Raw genomic sequence first — 15531 nt, 5'->3', positions numbered from 1 at the left:
GCAGCCACCGGCTGCCCTTTCGGATCACATCTGGGGCTATGCGCCCCGCTGACGAATCAGTTACACCCTTCGGTAGACGTTGAGTTCAGATAGCTCACCTCATTGCCTGGCTGATAATCGGCCACGTTGATGGTCTTCTTGATTTCGATGAACTCTTTCAGCACGGCAGCATCGACCAACCCGGCATTGATGGTATCGATCTTCGGATAGCCGTCACCACCGGAGGCGCTGAAGCTCGGGATCGCGAAGCTGTAGGTTGCTGCCGGATCAAACGCCTTGCCACCGATACTGGTGATATTGACGCTCTTGGCTTGGCAATCCACCGCCATGTTGATACCGCCAAACTGGGCATAACCACCGGTATTGCGGGTCTTGGTTGCCACCTGGCCCAGATAGGTCGCCAGATCACTCCCCTTCATGGCCGCCTTGTTGACCGTGTTGCCAAACGGGTGCACCAGCAGCACGCTGCGGTAGGTGATATCACCGGCCGGGATGCTGTCACGCACACCACCTGAATTGACGATACCAAAGTCGACCCCCAGCTTGCTGCTGGTCGCCGTGGTGATGAGACGACCCAGGTTGGTCTGTTTGTTGCGAACCGAGTTGCGATCACCAACCAGCAAGCCATCTGCCGAGCCAATGACGACATTCAGCTCTTGCTGACCTTTCTCCTGATAACCCAGCAGGGTGTTATACAGCTCGGGGTCCTTGGTGATCTCATCCTGGATCAACACCATGTTGGCCGGGTCCTTGGTCACGGCACCGTTGGCATCGATCGCCTCGCCCTTGGCATTGCGCTTGATCAGGTTGACCGGGATCAGGTCATAGCTGGTCAGGGTCAGCTTGCCATTCTGGTAGTCAAACTGGGCGCGGCCCACATACTTGCCCCACTCGTGAGCCTGCATGATCCAGGTACCGTTTTGCTGATCTGGCTGGCAGTTATCACCCGGTTTGAAATTGGCGTACTTGTTGGTGGTGCCCGGTTCCATACAGACCGGATTCTGGGAGTGACCACCAATGATGGCATCCAGAGTCCCTGCCGGCAGCGCACGAGCCATCTCTACATCGCCCGGCGCGTTGCTACCGTGCTGACCATCGGCATAGTGGCCCATGTGGGTGATGGCAAAGACCAGATTGGCCTCCTTGTTGTCACGGATCTGTTTGCCCAGCTTGGCCGCCTCGCTGGTCGGATCGCGGAACTCCAGGGTCTGCACGTTGTTGGGATCCACCAGCTGGGCGGTATCCTCGGTAGTCAGCCCCAGCACGGCGACCTTGAGGCCGCTCTCCAGCTTGAACACCTTGTAGGGGTCAAAGTAGTGTTTACCGCTGGCCTTGTCATAGATGTTGGCCGAGAGCATGGGGAACTGAGCCCACTTGCGCTGCTTTTCCAGCACGCTGAGGGGGTTGTCGAATTCATGGTTGCCCACCGCCATCGCATCGTAGCGAATGCTGTTCATGCCGACGAAGTCAGGCTCGGCATCCTGCAGATCGGACTCCGGCACCCCGGTATTCACATCACCACCGGAGAGCACCAACACCTCGCTGCCAGCAGCCTTGGCCTCGCTACGCAGTTGCTCGACCAGAGTCTTCTGGGCAGCCATACCATACTCATTTTCGGCGTTGTGCCAGAAACGGCCGTGGGTATCGTTGGTGTGCAGGATGGTCAGTTTGCAGACATTTTCGGTGCAGGGTGCAACGGTGTCATTGCTCGAGGTATTACAGCCAGTCAGTGCAGCAAGCACGGCCAGTGCCACGCCGCCTTTGATGAAGTTATTATTCATATCCATATCACCTTGATTGTTTTGTTATTTAATGACCTTATCCAGCCGGTCGGGCGCCAATATAACAAACAACAGATGACCGTTTTTCATCGATGACTCACAAATTCCGTTAATTGTGATCTTCACCCCAACATAGAGCTTCTTATTGATTTCTAGAGTTTTTCGTTGAGATGTCACTCACTTGCAACGCCTTGTTATCAAGGTGGCGCCACGTATACGCCCCTTTATGGCATACTCCCCAGCCAACCATGCCCGAGGAGAGAGTTGATGGCCAAGTACGACAAGATTTCCCCCGAGACCCAGCAGGAGGCGATGAAAATTGCCCGTGCCAACCAGAAGCCGGGGCAGACCAAGGAACAGACCCAGCTTATTGCGCAAGGGATCCAGAAAGGCATCGACGAATACAAGAAGCAGATGAAGGCGCGGGCCCGCGAAGCGAGCCGCCAGAAAAAAATGCAGGCCAAAGCCAGGCAACCACAGGACGCGCCACAAACCGAAGAGCAAGACGATCAGCTTGAACTGGTTGAAGTAAGCCATCAGCATCCCCTTCCCTGGATCTTGCTGGTGCTGAGCTGGCTGGGATTTGCAGCAGCCTGGTTCTGGTTGCACTAAGACGTGCTAGCAAACCTTTATCCGGGATCCTCTTCACAGCCCGGGCCCGGGCTGCTGGTGATTACCTGCGAAGAGTGGTTAAATCCCGCGCCTCTTGCACCGGACAACCGGTTTTTTGACGATCAGTTTTCAGGAAAGATGTTATGAACCCCGCTCCGCTCTATCTGCTGGCCCCTTTTGTTCTGTTTCTTGTGACCATGCTGCTCTATCGCATTTCGCCGCTGCGGGCGGTCGCCGCCGGTGGGGTACGCTGGTTTATCCTGCCGGCCTTCACCCTGTTTATTTTGCTGATCATCATCAATGGAGCCGCCGATCCCGCCCTGCGCGATCCGGCATTCCACTGGTTGATGCCGGGCCTTGGCTTTGCCCTGAGCCTGTTTCCGGCCCTGCCCAAGGCGCTGGTGCCACGGCTCGCCATCAAGGAGGGGGCCTTTGCCGCCCTCGGTCTGATGCTGATGAGCCTGGCCATGGTCTACTGACCAACTGGCCACAGCCGTTAACATGACTCAAGGGGCGCTCTGTGACGGGCGCCCCTTGTACAAATAATGGCCAGCAGGCATCTTGGTGACAGGATAACCAGCAAGGAGGCCAGATGGACAATCCGCCCGATTTCATGGCGCTGTGGGATTATCAGGATCCCGCCGCCAGCGCCCTGCGTTTTCATACCCTTCTTCCCGAAGCGCGCGCCGCCGCCGACCTGCAACTCGAACTGGAGTTGCTGACCCAAATTGCCCGTACCCATTCGCTGCAGCGCCAGTTTGCCGAAGCCCACCAGCAACTCGACGAGATAGAGCCTCGCCTCACCGATCAAACCCCCAGAGCACGGATCCGGGCCCTGCTGGAGCGAGGCCGCACCTTTAACTCGGCGGGCGACAAAGCCAGTGCCAAACCGCTGTTTGAACAAGCCTGGCAATGGGGGCTCAAGGAGAAGGAGACCTATCTTGCTATCGACGCCGCCCACATGATCGCTATCGCCGCACCGCTGGAAGAGCAGAGCCGCTGGCATCAACTGGCGATGGAGCTGGCGGAACGCAGCAGTGACGAGAAGGTGCGCGGCTGGCTGGCCCCCCTTTACAACAATCAGGGCTGGACCCTGTTCGAACTGGGCCGCTTCGAGGAGGCGAAAATCCAGCAACAGAAGTGCCTGGCCTGGCATCTGCAACATAACCAGCCGGCCAAGGTGTTTATCGCCCGCTGGAGTCTGGCTCGCCTGACTCGGGCCCAGGGTCAGCACCAGCAGGCGCTGGCAGAGCTGCACCAGCTCAAGGCCGATATGGCCGAGGCTGGCGAACCTGAGGATGGTTATCTGTTCGAGGAGCTGGGGGAGAATGCCTTGGTGCTGGACGATCCGCTGGCCGCGGAATACTTCTCCCGCGCCTGGTTTCTGCTGTCACAGGACCGCTGGTTCAGCGCCAACGAGAGGGAGCGACTGGCCCGCCTCAAGCGCCTCGCCAAACTCTGATCCCCAAAATAGCAAGGGCGGCACGCTAGCCGCCCTTTCTGCTGGCAAGATGGTTCAGGCCCGATTGGACTCCTCCCACCCCTGCTTTTTACGGTAAATGGTAGAGGGGCTGATCTCGAGCAGGGCCGCCGCCTTGGGAATGTTGCCGTCACAGCTGGCGATGGCCTGTTCGATCACCTCTTTTTCCACCAGCCAGAGCGGGCGGATAGGCCCGTTGGCCACTCCGGTGGCGGCCGGAGCAGATGCCACCGCTGCCGCAATCGCAGCCGGCAGTTGGGGGCGAACCCCATTGAGCGGTGGCGGCAGAATATCCGGGCTCACCAGCTCCTTGTCGTTGAGCACCACGATATTGCGCACCACGTTTTGCAGCTCGCGTACGTTGCCAGGCCAAGGGTAGTCGAGCAGCACTCGCGCCGCCTCGACATCGAAATCCTTGAAGCGTTTGTTCTCCTCCTTGGCGTAGCTCTGCAGCAGGGTACGCGCAAGCAGCAGGATATCCTCGCCCCGCTCCCGCAGCGGCGGCAGGGTGAGGGGAATGACGTGGAGCCGATAGTAGAGATCCTCGCGAAAACGGCCCGCTTTTACCTCGACCAGCGGATCCCGGTTGGTGGCGCAGATAAAGCGGACATCCACCGTCTCGAGCTTGCCACTGCCGACTCGCTGCACTGTGCCGGTCTGAATAAAGCGCAGCAACTTACTCTGCAGATCCAGGTCCATCTCGCAGATCTCGTCGAGAAACAGGGTACCGCCATCAGCCAGACTGGCTGCCCCCTTGCGATCCCCCTGGGCGCCAGTAAAAGAGCCCTTCACATGACCGAAGATCTCGCTCTCCATCAAATCGTGGGGAATGGCGGCGCAGTTGAGGGCAATAAAAGGCTGCTCGCTGCGGGGACTGCACTGGTGAATCGCCTCGGCACACACCTCTTTGCCGGTGCCGCTCTCGCCAGTGATAAAGACGGTCGCCTTGCTGGGCGCCGCGCTCTCGATGATGCGATAGACCGCCTGCATCGCCATGGAGGCACCGATAAAACCGAAGAAGGAGCAGCGCTCGAAGTTCTCCCGATAGTGGGCAACCAGCGAGCTCAACTGCTGGTGTTTCAAGGCATTGCGGACGGTGGCGCAGAGCCGCTTGCTGTCAAACGGCTTGGTCAGAAAATCGAAGGCACCGAGGCGCATCGCCTCCACCGCCACATCCACCGAGCCGTGGGCGGTGATCACCACCACCGAGCTGGGCAATTGCTGTTCGGTGATCATTTGCAGAATATCCATACCGGACATATCCGGCAGCTCCAGATCCAGCAGCACCACGGGGGGAGGACTTGCCAGCAACTGCGCCAACGCTTGTTGACCACAATCGGCCAGCACCACCTCATACCCCTCCTGGCGCAGGTACTGTTCATAGACCACCGCCAGACTACGGGTATCTTCCACCAGTAGGACACGCGATTTATTTTCAGCCACTGGACTCATCCTTGTATTTGATTCTGCGATCTATTTTGCCTTATTTTCGCGCGCAAACCCAACGCCAAGACAACTCTGTTATCCCGCGATTGCAGGGAATACACAAGTAAAAACGGCTCCTTAAGGAGCCGTTTTTAACTACAAGAAGGGATTACTTCTTGGCATCGTCTGCAGTCGGCTTCTCGATAGCCAGCAGCTCAACGTCAAACACCAGTACGGCATTCGCCGGGATGGAGCCTGCACCGTGCTCGCCATAGGCCAGCTTGGACGGCAGGAAGAACTTGAACTTGGAGCCAACCGGCATCAGCTGAACGCCTTCGGTCCAACCCGGGATAACCTGGTTGAGCGGGAAGGTAGCCGGCTCGCCGCGATCGACGGAGCTGTCGAACTTGGTGCCATCAGTCAGGGTACCGGTGTAGTGCACCTTGACGATATCGGTAGATTTCGGCTTGGCGCCAGTGCCCATCTTCTCGACCACGTATTGCAGGCCGGATTCAGTGCTCTTCACACCCTCTTTCTTGGCGTTGGCAGCCAGGAACTCTTCGCCCTTCTTCAGATTCTCAACGGCGTCTTTCTCGGCCTTGGCCTTGGTCAGCTCGTTGATCTTGGCGTCGTAATCCTGCAGTACCTTCTGGATCTCTTCATCAGTCATCTTGGCTTCTTTGCCCAGACCGTCAGTCACCCCTTTCAGGATCACGGCGTTGTCCAGTTTGATGCCCAGTTCCTGCTGACGCTCCAGGGTATTGGCGATGTAACGACCCATGGAGAGGCCAATTGCGTAGCCAGATTGCTCTTCAAAGCTCTTGGCTTCGGCCTTGGTCGCCTCTGCCGGCTTGCTGGCTTCAGCCTTCACTTCGGCGGTATTGGCCGCAGCAGGCTTCTCGTCTTTTTGGCAAGCAGTCAGACCGACGGCAACGGCCGCCGCCAACAGGGACACCTTCAGAAATTTGTTCATCAGTTTCTCCAAACTCCAAATACCGCTCTCGGTTCCATCGTGAAATGAGAGGTTTATCGTGATAAGCGCCTTATACTAACGCCGTGATCGCAGGTAACAAAAGCGTGAGACCGCAAAAATGATAAAAAGTGCCATTTATCTGGTGAGCCTCTGTTTAATGCTCACCGGTTGCGAGCAGAGCTCCCAACCCAACCAGCAAATGACCCTCGCCAGCACGGGTCTGCTGACCGCAGATCTCTCCAGTGATGGCAAGCAGGCCATCGTCTCCAGCATCAGCCAGGGCATCATCGTCTGGGATCTGGAACAGAACCGTCAACGCTGGCGCTGGAAGCAATCCGACTCTGCGGAAGACCTGGTATTCATTACCCGCTTTTCCGAAGGCAACAGCCATGCCGTCACCGCCACCCCCAGCACCTTTGCAACCTGGCGGCTGAGCGACGGGCAATCACAAGGCTACTACTCACTTCCTGAATCCAGGCTGAGGGACATCGCGCTCTCTGCCGACGGTCGTTATGTGCTGATCGGGCGGGAAGATGGCAAGGCCGAGTGGCTCGACACCCGAAGCGGCCGTCGCCTGCAGTTTCTGGGGCACACCGAACAGGTCAATACGGTGGATCTCTCCGCCAACGGTCGCTACGCCCTGACCGGTGGCAACGACTACAGCGCTTATCTGTGGGATACCCGTAGCGGGCAGGTGATCTGGCGCTTCAACCATGGTGGCCGGGTGATCATGGCCAGACTGGAGCCGAGCGGCCGCTACGCCTTCACCGCCGACAGCAGCCGGGCCAGCATCTGGGACCTGAAAACCGGCAAGGAGGTGAGTCAGCTGCAATATGATCACCGCTTCGAGGTCTACACCAGCGCCCGCTTTGCCAACGATGGCAAGTGGCTCATCACCGGCGCCCCTTCCCGTCAGCTCTCCCTGTGGCAAGTGAGCGATGGTGCCCTGCTGCAGAGCTGGCGCGTCTCGCCGCAACCCAAGGTGAAACCGCCCAGCGCAGTGGTCTACGGCGTCGCTTTGCGCGACAATAGCCACCTTGTCAGTGCCAGCTCCAGTGGTCTGGCCGAAATCTGGACAATCAAGTAAGGACCCGAAGGCCCATGAGTCAGCAACTTAACGATCGCATCGAAACCCTGGAAACCCGTCTCGCCTATGCGGAATACACCATAGAGCAGCTCAACGACGAGGTAACCACCCAGGGCCGTGAACTCGATCGACTCAAATACCAGATCCAGCTGCTGATCGACAAACTGCAAAGCGTACAACCCAGCCAGATTGCCAGCATGGCCGAAGAGACCCCGCCGCCGCACTACTGATCCGGCACTATCTCTGGTCAGGCAACATGGCTTGGCACAGCTGTCAGCCAATAAAAAACCCGCGATAATCGCGGGTTTTTTATCATCGGCGTGGCCGTGATCAGTGGTGATGGCCCTTGCCACCACAACCGCCGCCACCGCAGCAGCCGCCGTGACCATGGTCATCACCGTGGTCGTGGCCATGATCGTGACCGTGGCCAGCACCGCCGCAGCAACCGCCCTGGCCATGATCCTCATCATGGTCGTGACCATGACCGCCACAGCAGCCGCCGTGATCGTGGTCATGACCGTGATCGTGACCGCAACCACCGGCACCGTGAACGTGGCCGTGGGCCAGCTCTTCGGCAGTGGCGGCACGCACGTCCTTGATCTCGACCTTGAAGCCCAGGGTTACGCCAGCCAGCGGATGGTTGCCATCCACTTTGACGAACTCTTCGGACACTTCAACCACGGTCACCGGGCGGTGGCCATCGTCGGTTTCAGCCACAAAAGTATCCCCTTCGGAGACTTCCATGCCGTCGAACAGCTCGCCCGGTACTTCTTGTACCAGTGTCTCGTCATATTCGCCGTAGGCCTGGCTCGGTGCCAGAGTCACTTCGAAGGCTTCACCTACCGCGCGACCTTCCAGCTCGGCTTCCAGGCCAGAGACCAGGTAACGGGTGCCGTGCAGATAGACCAGCGGCTCTTTGCCGACAGTGCTGTCGATGACTTCACCGTGCTCGTCGGTGACTGTGTATTCCAGCGTAACCACGCTCAGAGGAGCTACTTTCATGTCAGGATCCTGCGGATAGAAAAAAACGGGCTCAGAATACCCTAAAAAGCGGGCCGCGCATATGCCGTGCGGCGCCACTGAGTGACGAAAAAAACGGCAACTGCGTCAGCGAGGAGACCCGCATTCCACCCACCGTTCCCTTATCAGGGGCGAAACACCCCGATCACCTCTTCCGCCTCGCGAGTCTGCTTGTCGACCTCGGCAGGCGTTTGTACCTGGGTATCGCCACAGGCGACGCAGGTCACCTTCTCGACTCCATGCTCCAGATACAGCATCATGTTGTCCAACTTGCCGCACGCCGGGCAGACTGCACCGGCAATGAAGCGCTTTTTACGTCTGGTTTCCATATTTGTTACCTCCAGGCAGCATCATATCAGGGTTTTTACATGCATCACGCCATCGAATATCACCATTTTTCCTGCCAGGGCCTGCACGCCGGCAATCGCAAACGAACTCCGGTCGGGCAGCTGTTGCGGATCACCCGGGGCGCCGCGCTGCTGAGACTGGGCCAACATGAGCTATTGCTGCCGGCAGGCAGCAGCTTCTGGCTCTGCGCCGATGCCCTCGCTGCCTTCAGCCCCCTCAGCGGTTGCGAGTACGATCAGCTGAGCGTCTCTTTGCGCGTGGCTCAGCCGCAGCAGGCTGGCTGGCTGCAGGCCACGCCTCTGCTCGATGCCCTGCTCGACTCGCTTGCCCGGTGGCAACGTCCAAAAGAGTGGCAAGGGGCCTACGGTCAGCGACTGCAGGTGATCCTGGATGAGCTGCAACAGTGCGCCATCAGCCAGCAGGGTTACGGTAAGCTGCAAGCCTGTTGGCAAGCGCTGGCCAATGGCCAGCCGGAGTCTCTGCAACTGTGGGCACAACAAGCCGATGTGCCGGTGGAAGGGAGTGAATTGCAACAACAGTGGCAACTGCTGCAGGCGCTCAGATTGCTCAAGGGCGGCAGCAAACCCGCGCAGGTGGCCAGCAAGCTGGGTTATGCCGATGAGGCCGCATTACAAGCGACCTGCCAGCTGTGGGGTGTTGGCGAAGATGGAGCTCAATAACCGGACACAGGTATGAATGCGCCAACTAAATTGGCTGAACGAGTCCAGTTTTTTGCCAGATGGTCGTTAACAAGGAAGGGCCATCCCCCCCGTAATCCTTTATGCTAAAGGCCTGAAGTGACTGCCAACCTTTCGACCAACAGGACATCTGCCATGACGAGCAAAGCCAATCAATCCCAGGGCATGTTGCTGTTTCACCTTTCAGCCCAGCAATCCTTTGCCATAGGCACCCTCAAGGTAAAGGAGATAGTCCCTTACACCCAGCTGACCGCCATGCCGCACTCGCATCCGACCGTGCTGGGGGCCGCCAATATGCGCGGCGCCACCATTCCGGTGATCGACATGGCGATGGCGGTGGGTTATCGCCCCATCAGCAAGGAGGAGATGCCCCACTGCTTTATCATCATCACCGATTGCCGCCGCACCCTGGTGGGCTTTCTGGTGCGAGGCATCGACAAGATCACCGAGTGCAACTGGCGCGATATCGAGTCACCTCCCGCCGCCCTCGGCCACAATGTGTTTGTGACTGGTGTCACCCGGGTAAATGACCAGCTGATCCAGCTGCTGGATGTGGAGCTGATCCTCTCCCGGGTCTATCCGGACGATCCGAGCCACCTCTATCCGGTGCTGACCGATGTGCAGCGGGAGCGGATCAAGCCGATGCGGATCCTGCTGGTTGATGACTCCTCGGTCGCCCGTCGCCAGCTGATGGCAGCCCTCGATTACATCAATATCCCTTATGAGGTCTGTACCAATGGCAAGGACGCACTGACCCTGATGCAACAACGTGCCAGCCAGCAGACCCCCATCGATATTCTGGTGAGCGATATCGAGATGCCTGGGCTCGATGGCTACGAGCTGGCCTTCGAGGTACAGAGCGACAGCAAACTGGCGGGGGCCTACATCATCCTGCACACCTCCCTCTCCAGCGAGATCAGTGTGGAGCGGGCCCATCAGGTGGGCGCCCATGAGGCGCTGACCAAGTTCGAGGCCAACGAGCTGATCCAGGCCATGTTGCGCGGTGCCGAACATCACGATCGCCTGCTGAAATAAGCCAATGACTGGCGGGAGCTGAACACCTCTCGCCCCTCTATCTTCGACCCAGACCGACGACGCCATGCTGACCGAAAGCCACTTCCACGCCCCCTGGTGGGCCCGCAATCCTCATCTGCAGACCATATTGCCCAAATGGCTGCGCCGGACTCCGGCCCGATTTGTGGCCGAGCGCTTCGAACTGACTGACGGGGATTTTGTCGATCTCGCCTGGAGCGGCGAGATCACGACAGATTCGCGACCACTGGTGGTGGTCTTTCACGGGCTGGAGGGGAGCATTCACTCCCACTATGCCAAGGGATTATTCACCCATCTGCAGCAAGAGGGCAGAGAGGCCGTGCTGATGCACTTTCGTGGCTGCAGCGGCGAGCCCAATCGCCACCTGCATGCCTATCACTCCGGCGCCATCGGTGATGCGCAGGAGCTGATTGCCGAGCTGAGCCAACGCTTCCCGGGCAAACCGCTGATCGCCATCGGCTTTTCACTGGGTGGCAATATGCTGGTCAACTTGCTGGCACGGGCCTGTCCTGCGGCATTGAAAGCGGCAGTGGTAGTCTCGGCCCCGCTGCAACTGGCCAGCTGTGCCGAACGGGTCAATCAGGGTTTCTCAAAGGTCTATCAGAACTATCTGCTGCGTACCATGCGCCGCAATTTGCTCAGCAAGATCAGCCAACAGCAGAAAGCGAGTGAACGCTGGCAGCCCCGGCAAGTGGAGCAGATTGCCACCCTGCGTGATTTTGACGAACTGGTCACCGCTCCGCTGCACGGCTTTCACAGCGCCAGCCACTACTACCAGAGCTGCTCCGGCCTGCCCATGCTGCGCCAGATCCCGATCCCGACCCTGGTTATCCACGCCGCCGACGATCCCTTTATGTCACACGCGGTCATTCCCCGGCCGGATCAACTCTCGCCCACGGTGCGCTATGAGCTGAGCAAGCGCGGCGGCCATGTCGGTTTTCTGCATGGCACGCCCTGGCGGCCAAAGTTCTGGCTGGATGAGCGGATCAGTCACTGGATTGCCGAACAGACTCAGGGAGCGGTGCAGAACTGATTGCGCCCCCCAGCCTTGGCCATGTAGAGGGCCTGGTCGGCCCGCGCCAGTAGCTGCTCACCACTCTCCCCGCCTTCCAGTGTCGCGATCCCCTGACTGATGGTCACCCGACTGGCAACATCGGATGCCAGATGCTCAAGCTGCAATTCGGCCAGCCCATCCTGCAGCCGCCGCGCTACCGCAGCGGCGCTCTGCCTGTCGGCATCGGGCAGTAGCAACACAAACTCCTCGCCGCCATAACGGGCGGCCAGATCCGCCTCACTGCGCACCGAACGCATCATCAACTGCGCCACCTCCCGCAGGCAGACATCCCCCGCCTGATGGCCATAGTGATCGTTAAAGCGTTTGAAGTAGTCCACATCGATGAGGATAAGGGCAAGCGGGGCGCCGCTCGACTGACTATGGGCTTTGCAGCGTTCGAGCTCCTGACTGAAGTGGCGCCGATTGGCAAGACCAGTCAGTGGATCCTGCTTGGCCAGTGCATCGAGGCGCCGCAACAGGGCCAGATTGTCATGCTCACGCATCACGGCCAATTCAAACCAGCGATGCAGCATCCGGCGACCAACCTCCAGCGCCATTATGGTACATACCACCTCAAGCAGATAAAGCTGCGGAAAATCCACCTCCAGCCACCACAAACGCGCAACGCCAAATAGCAACGGTACACTGAGATAGGCATACAACACGCGTCGGTCGGGATAAAACGCGATCAGCGCAGCCAGTAAATTGAGGCGCATGATCCCGTTGGCATAGCTTGCCCCTCCCCGCAGCTCAACTTCACCAATGGTGAAGATATGCAGCGTCCAGACGCCCCCCCAGACCAGCATTACGACCAATGCGCACCATAGCCAGACTCGATCCTGCAGATGATTGCAGAGCAGGGCTGCAACCGGCAGCAGCAGCAGCACGACCATGACAAAGCCCAGCTCACTCTGAAAGCGCCATGGCAGAGTACCGTCACTGGCCAGGCCTGCCTGGCTGTAGACCTGGTAGCGTATCGCCAGAAACAGCACAACCAGCCAGTTCAGCAACCAGAACCAGACCATGCCGCGACTGATGGCCTGGCGACAAGCAAGATCCATGTGAGCCGATATCGTTGAGGGGGCCCGGCGTTGCTCTTCAGACAACATGTCTCACACTCCACGAAACGCGTAAAAAGAGGTTGCACTCATTTTATTGCGCACAACAATAGCTGACGGTTATACCCTTTTGCATCGAGATCCCTTCATGATAATCCCCTGGCAAGCGTTGGATGCCGATACCCTGACCAACCTGATCGAACAGTTTGTGCTGCAAGAAGGCACCGAATATGGCGAGCATGATGTTTCGCTTGAAGCCAAAGTCGCTATGGTAAGGACTCAATTACAGCAAGGCATCGCCGTGATCGTCTATAGCGAGTTGCATGAATCGGTCAATATTGTGCCACGCGATCGTTTCAATGAGCCGTCTTGACCATCTCGGGTTCACGCCCGTATAACGAAACTCCCAAGGAAGAGAGCATTCTATGTCGGCCAAGCATCCCATTATCGCCGTCACCGGGTCGTCCGGTGCCGGTACCTCTACCTCCACCATCGCCTTTCGATCCATGTTCCACCAATTGGGTTATCAGGCAGCCGTGGTGGAAGGTGACAGTTTTCACCGCTACACCCGCCCCGAGATGGATGTGGCAATCCGCAAGGCGCGTGAACAAGGACGCCACATCAGCTATTTTGGCCCCGAGGCCAATGACTTCGGCTTGCTGGAGAGCTTTTTTCAGGGCTATGGCCAGGATGGCACCGGCCAGTATCGCCGCTATCTGCACAGCTTTGACGAGGCGGTCCCCTTCAACCAGATGCCCGGCACCTTCACCCCCTGGCAGCATCTGCCGAGCGACACTGACCTGCTGTTTTATGAAGGGCTGCACGGTGGTGTGGTCACTGAGGATCACAACGTAGCCCGCCACGTGGACTTTCTCATCGGCGTGGTGCCCATCGTCAACCTGGAGTGGATCCAGAAGCTGATCCGCGATACCTCGGAGCGCGGCCACTCCCGTGAGGCCGTAACCGACTCCATAGTCCGCTCCATGGATGATTACATCAACTTCATCACCCCGCAGTTCTCGCGCACCCATATCAACTTCCAACGGGTGCCGACAGTGGACACCTCCAATCCCTTCAGTGCCAAGGTGATCCCGAGTCTGGACGAGAGTATGCTGGTGATCCGGTTTCGCGGCATAAAACAGGTCGATTTTCCCTATCTGTTGTCGATGATCGACGGCTCATTCATGTCACGAATGAATACCATCGTCGTGCCGGGTGGCAAGATGGGGTTTGCCATGGAGTTGATCCTTAAGCCACTCATCCAGCAACTACTTGAAACCGGCAAGATCACTTAAGCCAAGGAGTTCACAATGCGGTTAGCGTTTATCTCTGTGGTATTGGCCGCCCTGCTTGGCGGCTGCAGCAGCGGGCCGACGGCCCCCACGCTGGAGTCCGGCACCATGCTGGTTCGTCCGATTGGCAACTGGACCTATGGCGCAACCCCGCGCTACGCCCTGGCCGAGCAGTATCAATTCGCCGGTGAGCTGGCGGAAGGGTGGCTGGAGCCGATGCAGCAGGCGGTGAGCCGGGAGCTCAATGGCAAGGGATGGCAAAGCGCACCGCTCGACGAGGCGGATCTGTGGGTCGCCATAGGCGTCGCGGGCGGCAAGGATATGAGCGATGGCGAGATTTTCGCCCGCCTCGGCATGACGCCCGGGGTCTATGCCTCGGCCAACCAGCGCAAAGGCTCGCTGGCCATAGTGCTGCTCGATCGCAAAACCCAGAAAGCAGTCTGGAGCAGCATCATCCAGCTGACCAGCGACGTGAGCATTGCTGACAGCCAACGTCAGGCGCTCAGCCAGCAGCTCGCTGCCGAACTGCTTCATAGCGTCCCGACCAATTAACAGTTAATGCTGGCTTATTGAAAAGGGATGGATAGAAAAACGGCTTGCCTCCAGGCAAGCCGTTTTTTGTGGTCTCACAGTTTTGTCCCAGTCTGGTCTTGGCCGGACTGGGACACGAAGCTGCACGCCTTCAGATATCTGTGGTCACTTATTTGAGCGTACAGGTCAGCAGCGTGACCCCTTTCTGGGTGAGGAGCGCCTGTTTCTCCTGATTCCAGAAGGTGGTCTGGCCGTCAGAATATTTGGCGCCAGACTCTGACTCCACACGCGCCAGCTTGTGGTAAACCCCAGAATAGGGGAACTGCACCATGTCAGCCTGGGCATCATAGGTAACGGCCAGCATCTCTTCGCCACACTGGTATTGGCTGTATTGATACTGGGTAGGTTGCGGGCTGCTGCACGCCGCCAGACCCAACAGGGGAAGCAGAGCGATCAATTTTTTCATTGCACTTTCCTTATGTGATGGCCTTATGTAATGGCCTTGTGCAGAGGCCTCATGTGACGGCCTTATGCCAGGGTACCAACGAAACAATCGTCAGTTATCAAGCTTCAACAATTTGATAACTATGGGTAATTTGTACCGCTTTTTCCAACATCAGGGAAACAGAACAGTATTTTTCCATCGACAGATCGACCGCTCTGGCCACCTGTTTCTCTGCCAATCCCTTGCCTGTCACCACGAAGTGCAGATTAATCTTCTCGAAAACCCGGGGCACGCTATCGACCCGTTCGCCACTGACATCGACATGGCATGCGGTCACCGACTGGCGCGCTTTTTCGAGGATGGAGACCACATCAATGGAGCTGCAGCCACCGACCGCCAGCAGGATCATCTCCATCGGGCTGGCCCCCTCACCGGGGTTGGCACCATCCAGGATCACCTTGTGACCGGATTCACTCTCACCCACAAACTTCATCCCTTCCACCCAGCTGACCTTGGCTTTCATCTCGCACTCTCTCCTGTTAATCATGATGATGGATCCCTAGCATAACCCAGTCGCTTATCTCTGCCGAACAGGGGGAGTTGGGATGGAAATAGATCAAAATCAACATCTCCGACCTCTATCTTCCCTAGAATGGCCGAAGCGGCGCAGCAGG

Annotated in this window: 19 protein-coding genes; 11 read left to right on the top strand and 8 right to left on the bottom strand. The window is 58.2% G+C overall.

Going from position 1 to position 15531, the window contains the following annotated elements:
* Positions 1-56 precede the first annotated feature (56 nt).
* On the bottom strand, positions 57-1781 hold the full coding sequence (gene ushA, locus G5306_RS08905; RefSeq protein ID WP_158114150.1) for a bifunctional UDP-sugar hydrolase/5'-nucleotidase UshA: 1725 nt from the start codon (positions 1779-1781) through the stop codon (positions 57-59).
* Between the two features lie 267 nt (positions 1782-2048).
* Here ushA and G5306_RS08900 point away from each other — a divergent pair, with 267 nt between their 5' ends.
* From G5306_RS08900 to G5306_RS08890, 3 genes are all read left to right on the top strand, one after another.
* Positions 2049-2393 carry a DUF2956 domain-containing protein gene (locus G5306_RS08900; RefSeq protein ID WP_167556727.1) on the top strand — a complete coding sequence of 115 codons (345 nt, stop codon included), beginning with the start codon at positions 2049-2051 and terminating at the stop codon, positions 2391-2393.
* Positions 2394-2536: 143 nt separating this feature from the next.
* Positions 2537-2872 (top strand): hypothetical protein, encoded by a 336-nt coding sequence (locus tag G5306_RS08895; RefSeq protein ID WP_005358483.1) that lies wholly within the window; start codon positions 2537-2539, stop codon positions 2870-2872.
* 113 nt (positions 2873-2985) lie between these two features.
* Positions 2986-3855 (top strand): hypothetical protein, encoded by an 870-nt coding sequence (locus G5306_RS08890; protein WP_421312751.1) that lies wholly within the window; start codon positions 2986-2988, stop codon positions 3853-3855.
* A gap of 54 nt (positions 3856-3909) precedes the next feature.
* Here the strand turns inward: G5306_RS08890 and G5306_RS08885 are convergent, their stop codons facing one another.
* Both G5306_RS08885 and fkpA read right to left on the bottom strand, forming a co-directional pair.
* Positions 3910-5316: a sigma-54-dependent transcriptional regulator gene (locus G5306_RS08885; RefSeq protein WP_421312750.1), complete on the bottom strand. Its 1407-nt coding sequence runs from the start codon at positions 5314-5316 to the stop codon at positions 3910-3912.
* Between the two features lie 151 nt (positions 5317-5467).
* Positions 5468-6271: an FKBP-type peptidyl-prolyl cis-trans isomerase gene (fkpA, locus tag G5306_RS08880; protein WP_005335283.1), complete on the bottom strand. Its 804-nt coding sequence runs from the start codon at positions 6269-6271 to the stop codon at positions 5468-5470.
* Positions 6272-6389: 118 nt separating this feature from the next.
* Here fkpA and G5306_RS08875 point away from each other — a divergent pair, with 118 nt between their 5' ends.
* The gene (locus G5306_RS08875) at positions 6390-7358 is read left to right on the top strand and encodes a hypothetical protein (RefSeq protein ID WP_421254239.1); all 969 of its coding nucleotides are present in this window, start codon (positions 6390-6392) and stop codon (positions 7356-7358) included.
* A 14-nt stretch (positions 7359-7372) separates the two neighbouring features.
* Positions 7373-7588: a SlyX family protein gene (locus G5306_RS08870; RefSeq protein WP_005335285.1), complete on the top strand. Its 216-nt coding sequence runs from the start codon at positions 7373-7375 to the stop codon at positions 7586-7588.
* A 100-nt stretch (positions 7589-7688) separates the two neighbouring features.
* Here the strand turns inward: G5306_RS08870 and slyD are convergent, their stop codons facing one another.
* Entirely contained in the window at positions 7689-8360 is a 672-nt protein-coding gene (gene slyD, locus G5306_RS08865) for a peptidylprolyl isomerase (RefSeq protein ID WP_005348264.1), read from the bottom strand.
* Between the two features lie 143 nt (positions 8361-8503).
* Positions 8504-8707, bottom strand: coding sequence for a YheV family putative zinc ribbon protein (locus tag G5306_RS08860; protein WP_005335287.1), 204 nt, complete (start codon positions 8705-8707; stop codon positions 8504-8506).
* A 39-nt stretch (positions 8708-8746) separates the two neighbouring features.
* Between G5306_RS08860 and G5306_RS08855 the strand changes: the two genes are divergently transcribed.
* The 3 genes from G5306_RS08855 (at position 8747) to G5306_RS08845 (ending at position 11510) form a co-directional block, all read left to right on the top strand.
* Entirely contained in the window at positions 8747-9406 is a 660-nt protein-coding gene (locus G5306_RS08855) for a hypothetical protein (RefSeq protein WP_421172145.1), read from the top strand.
* A gap of 153 nt (positions 9407-9559) precedes the next feature.
* Positions 9560-10459 carry a chemotaxis protein gene (locus tag G5306_RS08850; RefSeq protein ID WP_227342036.1) on the top strand — a complete coding sequence of 300 codons (900 nt, stop codon included), beginning with the start codon at positions 9560-9562 and terminating at the stop codon, positions 10457-10459.
* A 64-nt stretch (positions 10460-10523) separates the two neighbouring features.
* Entirely contained in the window at positions 10524-11510 is a 987-nt protein-coding gene (locus G5306_RS08845) for a hydrolase (RefSeq protein ID WP_337072491.1), read from the top strand.
* Here the strand turns inward: G5306_RS08845 and G5306_RS08840 are convergent.
* A complete protein-coding gene (locus G5306_RS08840) occupies positions 11489-12592 on the bottom strand; it encodes a GGDEF domain-containing protein (RefSeq protein ID WP_337072492.1) in 1104 nt (367 codons plus the stop codon). The two genes, G5306_RS08845 and G5306_RS08840, sit on opposite strands and share 22 nt — an antisense overlap.
* Before the next feature lie 145 nt (positions 12593-12737).
* Here G5306_RS08840 and G5306_RS08835 point away from each other — a divergent pair, with 145 nt between their 5' ends.
* The 3 genes from G5306_RS08835 to G5306_RS08825 are packed head-to-tail and all read left to right on the top strand — an operon-like array spanning position 12738 to position 14433.
* Positions 12738-12962 carry a YheU family protein gene (locus G5306_RS08835; protein ID WP_216952980.1) on the top strand — a complete coding sequence of 75 codons (225 nt, stop codon included), beginning with the start codon at positions 12738-12740 and terminating at the stop codon, positions 12960-12962.
* Between the two features lie 52 nt (positions 12963-13014).
* Positions 13015-13884 (top strand): phosphoribulokinase, encoded by an 870-nt coding sequence (locus G5306_RS08830; RefSeq protein ID WP_157162054.1) that lies wholly within the window; start codon positions 13015-13017, stop codon positions 13882-13884.
* A gap of 15 nt (positions 13885-13899) precedes the next feature.
* A complete protein-coding gene (locus G5306_RS08825; RefSeq protein WP_216952979.1) occupies positions 13900-14433 on the top strand; it encodes a DUF4136 domain-containing protein in 534 nt (177 codons plus the stop codon).
* 148 nt (positions 14434-14581) lie between these two features.
* Here the strand turns inward: G5306_RS08825 and G5306_RS08820 are convergent, their stop codons facing one another.
* Both G5306_RS08820 and G5306_RS08815 read right to left on the bottom strand, forming a co-directional pair.
* Entirely contained in the window at positions 14582-14878 is a 297-nt protein-coding gene (locus G5306_RS08820; protein WP_421312749.1) for an MliC family protein, read from the bottom strand.
* A 97-nt stretch (positions 14879-14975) separates the two neighbouring features.
* Entirely contained in the window at positions 14976-15380 is a 405-nt protein-coding gene (locus G5306_RS08815) for an OsmC family protein (RefSeq protein WP_005362569.1), read from the bottom strand.
* Positions 15381-15531 lie beyond the last annotated feature (151 nt).

It is taken from the genome of Aeromonas sp. 603404 (assembly GCF_049171775.1).
GTDB classification, from domain to species: Bacteria; Pseudomonadota; Gammaproteobacteria; order Enterobacterales; family Aeromonadaceae; genus Aeromonas; species Aeromonas veronii_A.
The sequence above is the reverse complement of the archived record's forward strand: the minus strand, read 5'-3'. Positions and strand labels throughout refer to the sequence as shown.

Excerpts from the sequence above, each read along its gene's own strand:
- G5306_RS08850 (WP_227342036.1), top strand. The coding sequence starts at position 9,560 with ATGACGAGCAAAGCCAATCAATCCCAGGGCATGTTGCTGTTTCACCTT.
- G5306_RS08830 (WP_157162054.1), top strand. The coding sequence starts at position 13,015 with ATGTCGGCCAAGCATCCCATTATCGCCGTCACCGGGTCGTCCGGTGCC.
- G5306_RS08895 (WP_005358483.1), top strand. The coding sequence starts at position 2,537 with ATGAACCCCGCTCCGCTCTATCTGCTGGCCCCTTTTGTTCTGTTTCTT.
- G5306_RS08860 (WP_005335287.1), bottom strand. The coding sequence starts at position 8,707 with ATGGAAACCAGACGTAAAAAGCGCTTCATTGCCGGTGCAGTCTGCCCG.
- G5306_RS08825 (WP_216952979.1), top strand. The coding sequence starts at position 13,900 with ATGCGGTTAGCGTTTATCTCTGTGGTATTGGCCGCCCTGCTTGGCGGC.
- G5306_RS08900 (WP_167556727.1), top strand. The coding sequence starts at position 2,049 with ATGGCCAAGTACGACAAGATTTCCCCCGAGACCCAGCAGGAGGCGATG.
- G5306_RS08815 (WP_005362569.1), bottom strand. The coding sequence starts at position 15,380 with ATGAAAGCCAAGGTCAGCTGGGTGGAAGGGATGAAGTTTGTGGGTGAG.
- G5306_RS08875 (WP_421254239.1), top strand. The coding sequence starts at position 6,390 with ATGATAAAAAGTGCCATTTATCTGGTGAGCCTCTGTTTAATGCTCACC.
- G5306_RS08820 (WP_421312749.1), bottom strand. The coding sequence starts at position 14,878 with ATGAAAAAATTGATCGCTCTGCTTCCCCTGTTGGGTCTGGCGGCGTGC.
- G5306_RS08835 (WP_216952980.1), top strand. The coding sequence starts at position 12,738 with ATGATAATCCCCTGGCAAGCGTTGGATGCCGATACCCTGACCAACCTG.
- slyD (WP_005348264.1), bottom strand. The coding sequence starts at position 8,360 with ATGAAAGTAGCTCCTCTGAGCGTGGTTACGCTGGAATACACAGTCACC.
- G5306_RS08855 (WP_421172145.1), top strand. The coding sequence starts at position 8,747 with ATGCATCACGCCATCGAATATCACCATTTTTCCTGCCAGGGCCTGCAC.
- ushA (WP_158114150.1), bottom strand. The coding sequence starts at position 1,781 with ATGAATAATAACTTCATCAAAGGCGGCGTGGCACTGGCCGTGCTTGCT.
- fkpA (WP_005335283.1), bottom strand. The coding sequence starts at position 6,271 with ATGAACAAATTTCTGAAGGTGTCCCTGTTGGCGGCGGCCGTTGCCGTC.
- G5306_RS08845 (WP_337072491.1), top strand. The coding sequence starts at position 10,524 with ATGCTGACCGAAAGCCACTTCCACGCCCCCTGGTGGGCCCGCAATCCT.
- G5306_RS08840 (WP_337072492.1), bottom strand. The coding sequence starts at position 12,592 with ATGGATCTTGCTTGTCGCCAGGCCATCAGTCGCGGCATGGTCTGGTTC.
- G5306_RS08870 (WP_005335285.1), top strand. The coding sequence starts at position 7,373 with ATGAGTCAGCAACTTAACGATCGCATCGAAACCCTGGAAACCCGTCTC.
- G5306_RS08890 (WP_421312751.1), top strand. The coding sequence starts at position 2,986 with ATGGACAATCCGCCCGATTTCATGGCGCTGTGGGATTATCAGGATCCC.